Below are 13,912 nucleotides of genomic sequence, written 5' to 3' on the forward strand. Positions count from 1 at the left end.
GGTTCTGAAGCGCTTGTGAATGTGATGTTAAAAGCTTTATTGTTGCTCCAATTTCTTAAATAGCGTGCATCTTACAGTTCCCAACCAAAAGAGGTCTGAAAGATATAATCGTATTCATTGGAGGCCTGGGTGGATCTATTATCATAGTTCACGGTAAAACCAAGTTTGATAAAAAAGTCCAAAGGCAAATCATATTGTAAATCCATCAACCCATCCATACGCAGTCTTCCGGATTCGGTGATTCCAGGATAAGCCACTACGCGGGTAAGCAAACTCAAATCCCCAATATCAAAAAGGTTTAGTTCGGAACCTATAAAACCCTCTAAACTATTTTGGGAAGTTACAGCTCCCTCGGTAAAGCTCTCATTGTTATAGGACGTGCCCACTTGAACGCCCCAATACATATCGTTTGTACGTTTAATATACTTTCCTATTCCAACTCGGGTAACAGTACGTAGTTTTATATTTTGTTCGGTATTGGCAAGCCAGTTAATCTCGACCAGCGGATACCAGTCTTTTTTCAAAAAATAACGATACGATAACGCAGCATCCAATCGCTGCACATCTTCAACATCATCCCTGGTTGCCGAAATACCGTTAAAATTCCCTTGGATTGTCCACTTTCGTGCTTTATATCCCAAAGTGCTTCGCAGGTTGATTTGGCCAAGATTATTAGATTTGGTAAAATTATATCCCAAGGCAAGTGAGGCAGAAAGCCTGCTTATAAAAGTGGCTTTTAAGGTCCGTAGGTAAACAATGTTCTCTGAAGGAATAGTTGTAATTATAGAATCAGCACTGTAAATAACGATTTCATTATCATTCTCACTGCCCAGTGCACCATTATAAATCTCGCCGTCTGTAGATGAAATGATATATTCCTTTTCAGAAAATATACGTTTTACCTGGGACCAGTCTATCGCAAAATCACTGTCGCTGTAACTTGTCTTCATTTTGAGAACTCCCCTGTACATATCTTTTATAGTACCGACAATAAGGTGATTATTGCTCACGACGATGGTATCGTTTTGAGCTGATAATTGAAATGTAGCGCTTAGGAATAAAAATAGAAGAATTAGCTGTTTCAAGTTTAAAATGCTTAGGAATTATTGGTTCGCGAAAATACGAACTATAATATTAACATAGATTTATTCACTTTTGGTTCGTCAACACACGAACTAAATGTAAATTAGCATTTAAAAACAAATTTATTATGTCCCAACAACAAGAACAAGCGCAACTCATAGAGCAAATTGGTTTTAGTCTTGAGGAGCGGCTAAAGCTCTCCCCGTTGGCCGCAAGAATCTATACACTTTTAATTCTATCGACTTACGAGGGGCTTACTTTTGACGAAATTAGGGAAACAATAAAGGCCAGTAAGAGCGCCACTTCCGTAAATATCAATGTGCTTATGCAACTCGATTACGTCGCTTCATATACCAAGCCCGGAGACCGTAAGCGATATTTTAAACTTGCCAAAGATTCCCAAATAATTTCACTGGAGGCCGAACTTCAAAAGATAAATGTGGAAATGCAAATGGTAGAAAAAATAAACGCCTACAATAAGAAATACCACCCCGACAAATTTATGGAGGAAAAAACCTTAGGCAATATCTTTCAGGAATATCTACTGAACAAGCAAAAGCTCCTTGAAACGGTTATTGATAATATGAAGCATTTTCGCGAAAGCGAGAAGCAATAAGTCGCCGCACCGCCTGTAATTCCTGAAAATCAAACTTTAACAATACTTTGACATAATTTGGTTCGTTTAGTTACGAACTAATTGTACTTTTGTACTTTAATTCAGAAAAACTTTCCAACTAAACCAATAATTAAAATGAGAACTACACTTATAAAAGGTGCCATAACCACAGGTATTATCAATGCTATCATTAATGGCGGAATTCAGTATTTTTTCCTAAAGGATATGGACTCCATTCCCATTTCGGTCGATTCAATAACCAATAGTGAGGTTACCGTTTTGGGTACGGCAGTTATGCTGGCCATTACTTTGGCAATGATTCTTACCTTGGTTGCCTACTTCGGGATCAAAGAGAAAAAAGCACCGTTTTTCCCAACCACTCTTTGGCTTACAATAAAGCACGGATTTTTCACTTTTGGGGTTTTAACCTCATTGGCGGTTTTATGGCAAAAATATATGGGAACAGTTGAAGTATCGCTGGTTTCTGCATTGGTTATCATAGGAATTATCGCCGGGATTGTCTCTGGAATTGTGAATTATCTTACCTTAAAGGAAAGCATTATAATTGAAGAACTTGAAAATTAATCAAATGAAAAACGCATTATACATTTTAATGGCAGCAGTCTTTTTTTACAGTTGTAAAGACGGGGCAGCTTCAAAAGCTGTAGAAACAAAACCGGCATCTTCTTCTCAATTGTTTTACAATGGAGATATAATTACAATGAATTCTGATACACCAGAATATGCTGAATCTGTGGTTGAACAAAACGGTAAGATTGTTTTCGTCGGAAGCAGAAAGGATGCCGAAGCAAAATATCCCGAAGTGGAAAGAATAGACCTAAAAGGTAAAACATTATTGCCTGGTTTCATTGACCCACATAGTCATTTTGGCATGGTTTCAAATTCAATGGGTCAAGTCGATTTGAACCCGGAGCCAGTAGGAACGGTTACAAACATTCCAGATATCACCAAAAAAATAAAAGCCTATAAAGTTGATAATAACATACCCGATGGCGAATGGATTTTTGGTTGGGGTTACGACGATGGCCAGTTGGAGGAAAAACGCCACCCGACCAAAAGTGAAATTGATGCAGTTCTTCCCAACAATCCAGTCTATCTGCAACACACAAGCGGACATATGGGCGTTGCAAACTCGATGGCACTTAAGAAAATGAATGTTACAGCAGAAACGCCAAATCCCGATGGCGGCAATATTGAGAGAATGCCAAACTCTAAAGAACCAAACGGTTTGGTACAGGAAACGGCTATGTATCCATTTGTGGGCAATATGCTTCAAATTCTCGCGAAAGACCAAGCTAAATATTTTGATGCCACGCAAGAATATTATGCATCAAACGGGATTACAACCGCACAAGATGGAATGACTGACCGGAATACTATTAAATTTTTCCAATCCCAAGCAGATGCAGGTAAATTGAAGATAGATTTGATAGCATTAGGGGGCAACAATGATTTGAAAGCGAATCTAAAGGATAGTACAATTCATTTTAAAACCTATAAAAACCACTTTAAAGTTCAGGGAACAAAAATAGTAGCAGACGGTTCGCCACAAGGAAAGACTGCATTTTTTACAAAACCATTTAAAACGGAAGTACCAGGCTGTTCTCACGATTGTAGAGGATTACCGAGTTTATCAAAAGAAGCACTGAACGACTTATTTGTAACCGCCTATGCCGACGACAATCAGCTTTTTATTCATAGCAATGGCGATGCGACTATTGATATGGTCATTGAGGCTCACGAATATGCTTGCGCACAATTAAATCAGCCATTGGACAAAGACCGAAGAACCATTGTAATCCACTCGCAGTTTGTCCGCCCAGACCAGTTGGCAACCTTTAAAAAGTACAATATGGAACCTTCGTTTTTTACCAATCACGCGTTCTTTTGGGGCGATGAGCACGTTAAGAATTTAGGAAAAGAACGTGCAGGTTTTTTAAGTCCGATGGCTATTGCGATACGCATAGGTCTAAAACCAACAAATCACTCTGATGCCACGGTAACACCAGTGAATCCATTATTTACAATATGGTCTGCAGTCAATCGTGTCTCGCGTTCGGGTGCAACTATAGGAGAAAGTGAAAAAGCTACGCCGTATCAAGCACTTCAAGCCATTACCACAAATGCAGCCTACGAATATTTTGAAGAGGATTCAAAAGGAAGTTTATCTGAAGGAAAATTGGCAGACTTCGTGATTTTGGATAAAAATCCTTTGAAAGTTGATGCTATGGCCATTAAAGATATCCAAGTGCTGGAAACCATTAAAGAAGGTAAAACAGTATTTAAAAAACAATAAATAATAATTTAAAACAGATTAAAATGAAAACATCGGAATTATTCAATCTAAAAGGAAAAACAGCTATCGTAACAGGCGGTGCAAACGGAATAGGAAAAGCGACTGCCTTAATTTTGGCAAAGCACGGCGCAAATATCTCTATTGGGGATTTCAATTTAGAGGATGCTAAAAAAGCAGCTAAAGAAATTGAAGCATTAGGCGTAAAGGCTATTGCTGTGGAATGTAATGTATTAAAAGATGATAACCTAGTAAACCTTGTTGAAACAACAGTAAAGGAATTAGGCGGGATCCACATCTTAATCAACAACGCTGGCGGCGGCGGGGGCGGACGCGAAAATCCCTCAAAAATTTCCGTAGATGATATTAAACGTGATTATGAACTTAACGTTTTTAGCGGTTGGAGGTTATGCCAATTGGTAGTACCGTATATGAAAAAGGACGGCTACGGCTCTATCGTTTTTACAACCTCTATGTCTAGCGTAAACAAAAGCCCTAATATGAGTGGTTATGGCGGTTCCAAAGCAGCCGTAAACCATACCGTGGCAAATTTGGCCCACGATTTTGGCCCGGAAGTACGTATAAATGCCGTAGGCCCTGGCGCAACTAGAACGGCGGCCCTTGAAAGTGTATTGACACCGGAGATTGAAGAAACAATGTTGAAGCACACTCCTATCAAACGTTTAGGTACTGCGGATGATATTGCAGGTGCTATGCTGTATTTTGCATCGCCTATCTCTGAATGGGTAAGCGGACAGACCATTTTTGTAAATGGCGGTGGAGAGCAGACGCTTGAGTAAGTTGTAAGAAGTGTTAACTTTTAAAAAAGCGACTATTATGGCTATGGTCGCTTTAATTATTTCATATATTGTTTATCCGTAATCAGTAATACGACTATTTTATTAGGCTGCGTGCTTAGTTTCCCACGCAAACCTTTTGAAGATGAAGAAAACAAGAACCAACCTTGTGTTTTTGAAAAGGCATCTTATGGAAGCGATGCACTAATCAGGTTATAATCGCGAGCGCCCCGCTCAAGTTATCCACGAAATAAAAACCATCCCGTAATCAGCTATAAAACGAATATGCCCTGAAAGGGCAACCTACCATAACATAAGGCAACACCTTATGGGTGCGCAACTAGTCTAAAACCAGCCCTGAAAGGGCGGCATAAAGGGCAATGGCAACCGTTCCTTAACTATTACGACCTTTCAGGGCTTTGGAAGTATAAGGTCCATCATCGAGCGTTGCCCGATGTTAAAGTATTTCCGCCCTTTCAGGGCGAATTTATTATTGTCCCCCAGATGTAAACTATAGTGAATTTGGAAGATGGGTTTTTAGTATCATAAGAATGAAAACCCAGGACTTGTCAATCGGTCCCAGCGGAACCTTCAGGGTATTTGGGAAAGGGTGGCAATTATATTATAAGGCATTGCGAACAATCAAATTTCATATAAAAGTCATACCATAGCTAAAAATTTAACATAATATTAATCCCGTTTAGTTCGTAATGTTACGAACTAAACGTAATTTTGTACTCAATTTAGTATTGAAATAAAGTAAAAACAATAAACTTGAAAATGCAAAAGATGAAAAATTTAAAATATCTAATGCTTCTAAGCTTTACGCTGCTCGGTTTGAATACCCATACAATAGTTGCACAACAAATGCAGGAACGAATAATGACGATTCAAGAACTTGCCGAAAGCGTTCAGACAAATAACATTCAACTAAAATTGGCAAACACAGCTGTGAACGTCGCCGATGCCCGCATTGGCGAAGCGAAAGTCAACAGGCTTCCAAATATAAGTACCGATGTGAGCGGGTTCTATCTAAGCGATGTGAGCATTTACGATACGAACTTCAAAAAATTGCAAACAGTAGATATTCCAAATTTCGGTAATCAGTTTAATATGAATGTCAGTCAATTGATTTTTGCAGGTGGAAAAATCAACAAATCCATCCAACTTGCTGAAATGAGCAAAACGCTTTCTGAAAACCAACTGGAAGACACTGAGCAAGGCATTAAGCTAAGTGCGACGGAACTATATCTCAACCTTTACAATCTACAAAACCAAAAAAAGATTCTCGAAAAAAATAAGGATTTAGCTACGGAGCGTACAAAAAATACCGAGTATTTCTATGAGCAGGATATGATTACAAAGAACGAAATGCTCCGTGCCCAAGTACTGGAACGCCAATTGGAACAAAGCATTTTACAGATTGAAAACGCTATTTTAATTACCAATAAAAATCTTACCCTGCTCGCAGGACTTGACGAGAATATTTTAATTGTTCCTACTATAGACAATATCAACCATCAAATTCGGGAACAAGACGAAGCGTTTTATCGGGAAATTGCTTTTCAGAAAAACCCACAATTAACCGCAAGCGATACACAGATAGCAATAGCCGAAAAAAATCTGGAACTCACCCGAACGGATAGGTTTCCTGTTTTAGCTGGATTTGCGGGTTATAATGCCAATCGCCCACAAACCTCGGGCACCCCAGCAGATTTATATTCAAACACCTATCAAGTGGGCTTAAGTCTCACTTATAATATTGAATCTTTGTTTAAAAATCCTAAAAAGGAGGCAGTCGATAAAATATTAATTGACCAAGCCGCACAAGCAAAAGAAGCGGTAAGACAACGTATTGAAGGCGATGTGAACGCCGCATTTAACAACTATCATCAGGCGATTGAACAGTTGGAGGTAAGTTCAATCAACCAAACGGCCGCAGATGAAAATTACCGAATCACGGAATTGAAATACAAAAACCAGTTGGTCACCTATATTGAAATAATCGATGCGGCAAACACAAAATTGCAGGCAGAATTGCAGATGCTCGATGACCAGACAGACATTATTTTGAATTACGTAAAACTCCTTCGGGTTACAGGACAATTATAAAACCATCAATTAAAGTTTATACTATGGCAACTAAAGAATCAAAATCAGAAACAAAACAGCAAACAACTCCTGAAGCGGCACCCAAAGCAGCACCGAAAGTGAAGAAAAAAAACAAACTGTATCTAACGCTTTTGAACGCCTTTGTATTTATCGTCACTTTACTGGTTATCTGGTTTGTGGTGAAAAATTATCTTCATATTAATGATGACACCTATGTGAGCGATGCCCAGGTAAAGGCGTATATAAGCCCGGTAAATTCGAGAGTTCCGGGATATATAGACGAAATATATTTCACAGAGCACAAGGCAGTTAAAAAAGGAGATACACTTCTTACACTCGATAAAACAGATTTTCTGAATGCCATTGCCCAAGCCGAGGCAGGTTTAAGCCAAGCCATAGCGGGTAAGGCTGCGGTAGTGTCTTCCATAGCGCGTGTGGGTAGCGGTGAAAGTACGGTTGCGGCAAATATGTTGGGCGTACAGGCACAGCTCAATAACGCAAAAGCAGATTTGGCACGTTATAAAAACCTGTTGGAAAATGACGCCGTTACCTTGCAGCAATATCAGCAAATTGAAACCCAAGTAAAAACCTTACAGTCGCAATACAACGCCTTGAGCAAACAAAAAAACACGGCACAGCTTTCCACAAATGAAACAGAATCGCAACTTGCCGTTAGCGATGCACAAATTGAGGCCGCAAAAGCAGGGCTGGAAAGGGCAAAACTCAATTTAAAATATACGGTAATCACCGCTCCCGAAGATGGCGTAATGGGAAGAAGAACCATTACCGTGGGGCAGTACATCCAGCCAGGACAACAGATTGCCGCCTTGGTGCAAAACGATAAGAAGTGGATTGAAGCCAATTTGCTCGAAACGCAATTGCCATTGGTTCAAATAGGCGATAAAATTCCTTTTACCATAGATGCCATTGGAAAGACCGAATTTGAAGGCAAAGTAGTTTCAATTTCAGCCGCCACCGGCTCCGAATATTCCGCAATCCCTACCGATAATTCTGCAGGAAACTTTGTAAAGGTGCAACAACGTATTCCCGTAAAAATAGAATTTACTGAAAACAACGACCCAAAAGCATTAGAAAAAGTACGTGTGGGAATGAACGTGGTAATGACGCTAAAAGATTAATAAAATGTACAACAAAGGCTTATTTGCAGATTGGGTTCCCAAGCCGTTGATGCTAATTTTAATCATTGTTTTCCTCATCCCTATTTTAGTGGTAAATGGGGTTTATACGGGAAATATCAGTTATATGGTAGGCAGCCTCGGCACCCATAACGAGTGGATTGTCTTTGCCAATTATGCCGGGGTGGTAGGAATGGGCGTTAGCCTGCCACTCATCTTCAGATATAAATTGCGGTTTTACACCAAGTTTTTAATGGTGCGCACGCTCCTGTTTCTGGCCATTGCAAGCTTTATGATCGGAACTACCGATAGTGTTATCGTAATTGTTTCCTCTACCTTCTTCATCGGGTTTCTTAAAATGTTTGCGCTCATCGAACTTATTTTACCGACGATGTTTATAATCAGTCCCGATGGCAACAGACCAAAATTCTATTCCATATTCTATCCTTCGGCAATCGTGTTTCCGCAATTGGCAGGGTATCTAATGGTGCGTTTTGGCTTTGGCACGTTTTGGCAAAACGCCAATTTTATCATGGCAATTGTTATGTTGGCACTGGCCGCCCTGGCATTGATTTTTATGCACAACCAGCGGTATGATAAAAAGGTTCCACTAAAAGGAATCGACTGGACTGGAATATTTTTGTTTACGAGCGTGTTTTTGGCTTTGGCGTATTTCATCTCCTTTGCAAAACAGCAAAACTATTTCAGGTCAGATAATATTATGCTGGCCGTGGGAATAATGGTGGTGGGAAGCATTCTGTACGCCATCAACCAACGATTGAAAGAAAACCCGTTTATACAATTTGGGTTTCTTAAAAACTATAGTGTCGTTCACGGAACTATGATGCTATTGATGCTTGGTTTCTTTTTGGCGGGAGGTTCGCTTCAAAGTAAAATCACGATGGGAATTCTTGGTTTTGATTCAGTGATGGACAATTCCTTTAACCTTTGGATGATTCCGGGGCTGCTTATCGCAATCGTTTTTAGTATGAAATGGTTGGTAAAGAACAAATCGCTCAAAATATACATCCTTACGGGGTTTACGGCTTTTATCCTGTACTACGTATTGATGTATTTCTTGGTTTCGCGCGGCTTGAGTTATGAGCAATTGATTATCCCAAATATAATCCGCGGGTTTGGGATGGCGGTCTTGTTTATTGGCGTCTGGTTGTACGCGCTCGGAAATCTAAATCCGGATGCCATGTTGGGAGCTGCGGCGGTAATGATTATTGTAAGAACGATGATAGGCCCTGGATTATGGAGTCTTGGATTCAATTATATAGACAGTATTTGGAGTTTGGAAGCCTTGACCAATATGGCAGGAAAAATGGATGCCTCTGCCTATTCCCCACAAACCGCAATGGGATTGTACAAAACCCTGAACCTCGATGCACTTCTTATTTCCACAAAGCGGTTGTACGGATTATTGGTACTGCTCGGTGGCGCGGTACTGGTATATGTCTCATTTCTAAATCTCGAAGGTTTGAGCAAACGCGGTGTTGTATTACTGCGCAAACGTCTTAAAGGCCAATCTACAAAAGGCTATGTACGCGAAGTAGAATTGGAGGAAGAAGAAGCATTGGAAGAAGAAATTAAATCCGCAAGTGCTGTGGCGGTTTAGATAGACATAAGACTGTAGGACATAAGACCTAAGATCTAAGATCTAAACCTGTTTGTTTAAGAAATATTAAAAAAAGGTATGCTAAAAGAAAAAATATCGAAGGAACACAGCTCGTTAATTGAAGAAATAGGCATAGTGATAGAAGAACGGGCTGGCTTGCCCCCACTTGCCGCGCGCATTTACGCCACGCTGATTCTCGCCTCGGATGACGGATTTACGTTTGAAGATATTTCAGAGATACATCAAGCTAGTAAAAGCGCGGTCTCCAACAGTCTTAGCGTATTGGTCAAACTTGAATATATAGAATATTTCACAAAACCCGGGGAACGCAAACGCTACATTAAAGCTTCAAAATTCTACGTAAAAACTGCCATAGAAAAGTACAGCCAGTTATTTGAAAAAGAAGTTAAGGTAGTAAGGAAGATAAACGAGTTTAATAAAAAGCACAATCCGGAAAAGTTTAAAAATGAACAATCCGCAGCAATCCTATATCAGGAATATCTCACGAGATTAAGCGAAGGATTTAGGCGGAAAATGGACGAAATTGAAGGTTTATAATAGCCATAAACGACTTTAAATTATTAAAAAGACGAATAAGCCAAATTCGATTAAGCATAGAAAGACACGGTTCCAGCTTTTTTTCGGGAGTCTTTATAAAAAAAACTCCAGTTTTCACTGAAGCTTTTCTACTAAGTACAGACGGATAGTAGATCATCCTCAAAACGGGATGAACGATTCGTTTCCGGACGTGGCAAGTGGTTTTTGTCCAGTTTTTCAAAACAAAGATAGAGGCCATGGATTTTGAAAAATATCTCAAGAGCAGTATGGGGCGCGAATGGATCCGCCGGAACCTACCATTTGAATAGTCCGCTGGCCCATATCCGCCGCCGCGGACACAGGTTCCCCCGAGACTTCGGGGCAGTTCCCGCTACTATCAAAGACAAGGCTCGACAGAAATGCGGAGCCTTTCTTTTTTGCAATGGGTACAGAGTAGGTACATAATAATTCCTTTTTTCAGAAATATATTTCAAATAATATAAAATGAGTTATTATTTATCCGATTTCTGCTTTCTTTTTCCCAAGAGATAGCCCGCATAAAACGGCAGGCCCAAAAGCACGATCAAAAAAATGATTGCGAAAATGGTCATGATACCAATGATTTTTCTTACTTCCGCCATGGTATTTTCCACACCTTCAGTAACGATTATATGGGCTTCTTCAGTGAGGGCTTGGCGCTCGCGTTTTATTAATGAATCCAAGGCAATCCTTTCCCGTTCAACCATAAAATCTACGGCTGCAAGCTCGGCAGAAAGCCTTAAAACTGAGGATGACACGCCTCGCTCCAACCCCATAAAAATAGGGTCTATTTGGTTTCGGAAATTTACCAAAGCACTGTCCAGCAGTTCCGGGGAGTTTTCGGCCACTACAATCAAACGGTCTATTTGGGCCTGAAATTCTTCAAACTTTTCTTCCACATTAACGGTATCCAGACCTTTTTCCTTTAAGTAAAGCTGGGTTTCCCATTTCAGTTGCTTTCTGGTAAGTTCGGTTCCATAACTTATCCGGTTGCCAAGATCTGACACAACTTCAGACAAGGTTCCTACGGTTTTGACTGAAAGGCTGTCCGGGGTATTTGTCATTTCCAAATAGGCTTCCCTTACCGAGGTGATTTTTTCAAAATTGGTAGATCTGAACGGGGCTGTTCTTGCCTGCTCCCCAACGAAAACAGCATATTTTTGAAATTCTTTTTTATTCAGGACCTTGTTGGCAATCCTTTCAATTTTGGAAGCGTTTTTGGAAGTGGCATCTTCTATAATGTTGGCGGTTTGTGAAGACAAATTCACAATATCCTGATCCTCAAAAAAATACTTGGTCTTCAACATATAGGTCCAAACATCCAGCAGCGCAACCTGTGGCGATGCCTGAAACGCCAGTTCCTTGAGTTGGCCGGCGGTATTGATTTGCCAAAGCAATAGCATTTTTTTGGTCTCCTCGGGCGGATTCTCTTTTAGGATGCTATCGGCAGCTCTTTGGGTCAAATCCATGGCCTGCCCAACGAATTCCTGGGTAAGCAGGCGCGTATTTAGGTCCTTAACAGCCAAGGGTTCCTGCGCGCTTTCTATACGGATCAGGGAGCAGGATTGCAGTGTAAGCAATATCATCCCTGTGCAAAGAAAGAATGTGATTAATCTTAAGCTATTTTTTCCAAATACAGACATTTGTTTTCAGAGCATAGGTATTTGCTACAAATAAAAGGTAGCGCCAAGTCGAAATACGTGTACCTCGTTAGTGAAATTGGGCAGCCACCCGACATTCATTTTAAATTTATTGGGGATTATTATCTTGTTGAGGTTCGTTTCTCCGCTCCAAATGGTCTTCCAATCGCCATCCGTGTTCAGAAATGTGGGCGTTGGATTGATGAACATATAAAGCGATTTGCTGAATACATAACTGGCGTTGAATTGCAGCCCAATCCCGTTACTGCTGAATTTTACGGCCTCCGGAATCAAATCGGTGGTAGGTTTGGTAAGATGCACATAGCTTATTCCGGGAAATAGCGATAGCTTTTCGCTCGCCACAAAACCAAAAATAACCCCGCCGGCCAAGGACCAACTACTGGAACCCAGCCCATTTTCAAAAGAACCCGTGGGGAAGGAAACATCGGCAAAGGGGACGATGGCGATAAACCTTTCGGTGATATTTCGCTTTACGGCGTTAAAATACCGGATACGCATATCTGCCAGTCCAAACTTGGAAGTCCGGTCGTTATAGAGCAGCGGTACTTCGGCCAAAACCAAATTATTGGCATCAAAGGCGTATTGGATATTGGTCCGCAAGCCGTACAAATCCTGGTTTTTTCCACTTTGATATTCAAAAGCGGTGTTTACCTGGGTGTAAAGGTTTGTAGGCTTGGATGGGTCAATTTCCCCTTCAATATCAGACTCTGGGGCATCCTGTGCGTACAAAGCTATTGAAGAAAAGAGGCAAAAAAGGTAGAGTAGATAATTTTTCATAGTGATTGGTTTTAGATTAAAATAGTCTTGAAATCCCAATGCCATACGCAAAGGAATTGTAGGCGTTTACTTTTAAATCGTTTACTAAATTTATATTCATCTCCCATTTTGGGTTTATATGAAGCCCATATTCCACGCCAACGCGGACGAGGAACAAATTGCCCGTATGCGCAAACTCTCCGCCGGCGCCCATTAAAAAGCTAAAATGTTTTCCGGGTTTATAGCTTCCCACCACTGCGGTGGCAATTGGATAAGAGCGTTCAAGGGTTTTATTGCCACCTCCACCGCTTCTTAGGTGCTCTTCAACCTCATAATCCTCTATAACGATGTCATTGTGAAGGCCCAAAGCCCATTTGGGATGGAACTTGTAATTGTAATTGATGCCAATAGACGGGAATGCCTGCCATTTTTTATCGCCATCACTTTGTACACCCTGACTTATTTGTGTATGGCTCAAAACGATGCCCAACATATGGTGTTTGTGAAACGCATCGTGCACATCATTTTCCTGCGCAATTCCTTCCAATGTGGAACAAATAGATAGGAAACAAAAGCCTATTTTTAATATGAAGGTTCTCAGATTGCTCACAATAATTGTTTTTCACTTTTCTAAAACAAATTGTCCGCTACCATTTTATTTACTGTTTCACTCGCAAAATCTGTTGCCAAATTTTGGGTGCCGTTTTTTAAATTTCCGGTAAGGGATTGGCTCCATTGAATAGAAGTTCCATTGCGTGTGTAAAATGCGGCCTGCCCGTTGACCGTTTCCACCTTTCTGTTTCCTCCGGCCAATGGTACATTAGTGCCCAAATACGCACGGAAAATCCCTAATTTAACGGGCACGCCCACATTTGCATTTAAGGAAGGTTTTTTTCGGTATTCCGATTTTACATTGCCGAAGGAATAGGCCAATACGGCATCAACCTGAAGTGCATTTGCCTTTGCGATAAAGTTTTCTTCAGAAGAAATATCGGTCGCATCCATATTGGAATAAGAGGGAATCGCATTAATTCCCCTACTTTTAAGTTGTTGCACCGTGGCATCCTCCAATTGCCTTTGGGCCAATTCATCAGAGGTTTTTGCCAAGACCATCACCTTGCGATAGGTTTCCTTTTTGTAGGTTGGCGATTTCCAGGAGCTCTGTTGCTGTGCGCTGCCACAACCTAAAATGAAAATGGATAAAAGAAATAGAATGGGTATGGATCGTTTCATATATAGG

Annotated in this window: 14 protein-coding genes; 9 read left to right on the top strand and 5 right to left on the bottom strand. The window is 40.5% G+C overall.

Features of this window, described 5'->3' with window-relative positions:
• Positions 1-71: 71 nt before the first annotated feature.
• Positions 72-1,085, bottom strand: a complete 1,014-nt coding sequence (locus tag POV26_RS08965; protein WP_272856137.1) for a DUF481 domain-containing protein — start codon at positions 1,083-1,085, stop codon at positions 72-74.
• Positions 1,086-1,210: 125 nt separating this feature from the next.
• Between POV26_RS08965 and POV26_RS08970 the strand changes: the two genes are divergently transcribed.
• The 9 genes from POV26_RS08970 to POV26_RS15370 all read left to right on the top strand — a co-directional run bounded on the left by POV26_RS08970 (position 1,211) and on the right by POV26_RS15370 (position 10,545).
• Complete coding sequence (locus POV26_RS08970; protein ID WP_272856138.1) at positions 1,211-1,699, top strand: GbsR/MarR family transcriptional regulator; 489 nt, start codon at positions 1,211-1,213, stop codon at positions 1,697-1,699.
• Positions 1,700-1,834: 135 nt separating this feature from the next.
• Positions 1,835-2,284 carry a hypothetical protein gene (locus POV26_RS08975; RefSeq protein ID WP_272856139.1) on the top strand — a complete coding sequence of 150 codons (450 nt, stop codon included), beginning with the start codon at positions 1,835-1,837 and terminating at the stop codon, positions 2,282-2,284.
• Entirely contained in the window at positions 2,274-4,016 is a 1,743-nt protein-coding gene (locus POV26_RS08980) for an amidohydrolase (protein WP_272856140.1), read from the top strand. The genes POV26_RS08975 and POV26_RS08980 overlap by 11 nt, the downstream gene beginning before the upstream one ends.
• 23 nt (positions 4,017-4,039) lie before the next feature.
• Positions 4,040-4,813, top strand: a complete 774-nt coding sequence (locus POV26_RS08985; RefSeq protein ID WP_272856141.1) for a glucose 1-dehydrogenase — start codon at positions 4,040-4,042, stop codon at positions 4,811-4,813.
• A 786-nt stretch (positions 4,814-5,599) separates the two neighbouring features.
• Complete coding sequence (locus POV26_RS08990; RefSeq protein WP_272856142.1) at positions 5,600-6,922, top strand: TolC family protein; 1,323 nt, start codon at positions 5,600-5,602, stop codon at positions 6,920-6,922.
• Positions 6,923-6,945: 23 nt separating this feature from the next.
• Entirely contained in the window at positions 6,946-8,061 is a 1,116-nt protein-coding gene (locus tag POV26_RS08995) for an HlyD family secretion protein (RefSeq protein ID WP_272856143.1), read from the top strand.
• Between the two features lie 4 nt (positions 8,062-8,065).
• The gene (locus tag POV26_RS09000; protein ID WP_272856144.1) at positions 8,066-9,679 is read left to right on the top strand and encodes an efflux MFS transporter permease; all 1,614 of its coding nucleotides are present in this window, start codon (positions 8,066-8,068) and stop codon (positions 9,677-9,679) included.
• A gap of 78 nt (positions 9,680-9,757) precedes the next feature.
• Positions 9,758-10,237 (top strand): GbsR/MarR family transcriptional regulator, encoded by a 480-nt coding sequence (locus POV26_RS09005; protein WP_272856145.1) that lies wholly within the window; start codon positions 9,758-9,760, stop codon positions 10,235-10,237.
• Between the two features lie 176 nt (positions 10,238-10,413).
• The gene (locus POV26_RS15370) at positions 10,414-10,545 is read left to right on the top strand and encodes a GIY-YIG nuclease family protein (RefSeq protein ID WP_419180013.1); all 132 of its coding nucleotides are present in this window, start codon (positions 10,414-10,416) and stop codon (positions 10,543-10,545) included.
• 183 nt (positions 10,546-10,728) lie between these two features.
• Here POV26_RS15370 and POV26_RS09010 read toward each other — a convergent pair whose 3' ends face one another.
• The 4 genes from POV26_RS09010 to POV26_RS09025 are packed head-to-tail and all read right to left on the bottom strand — an operon-like array spanning position 10,729 to position 13,905.
• A complete protein-coding gene (locus tag POV26_RS09010; RefSeq protein WP_272856146.1) occupies positions 10,729-11,898 on the bottom strand; it encodes a hypothetical protein in 1,170 nt (389 codons plus the stop codon).
• Positions 11,899-11,922: 24 nt separating this feature from the next.
• Positions 11,923-12,693 carry a hypothetical protein gene (locus POV26_RS09015; RefSeq protein ID WP_272856147.1) on the bottom strand — a complete coding sequence of 257 codons (771 nt, stop codon included), beginning with the start codon at positions 12,691-12,693 and terminating at the stop codon, positions 11,923-11,925.
• 16 nt (positions 12,694-12,709) lie between these two features.
• Positions 12,710-13,282 (bottom strand): hypothetical protein, encoded by a 573-nt coding sequence (locus POV26_RS09020; protein ID WP_272856148.1) that lies wholly within the window; start codon positions 13,280-13,282, stop codon positions 12,710-12,712.
• 20 nt (positions 13,283-13,302) lie between these two features.
• Entirely contained in the window at positions 13,303-13,905 is a 603-nt protein-coding gene (locus POV26_RS09025; RefSeq protein ID WP_272856149.1) for a hypothetical protein, read from the bottom strand.
• Between the last annotated feature and the right edge of the window lie 7 nt (positions 13,906-13,912).

The organism is Aequorivita todarodis (genome assembly GCF_028561335.1).
GTDB classification, from domain to species: Bacteria; Bacteroidota; Bacteroidia; order Flavobacteriales; family Flavobacteriaceae; genus Aequorivita; species Aequorivita todarodis.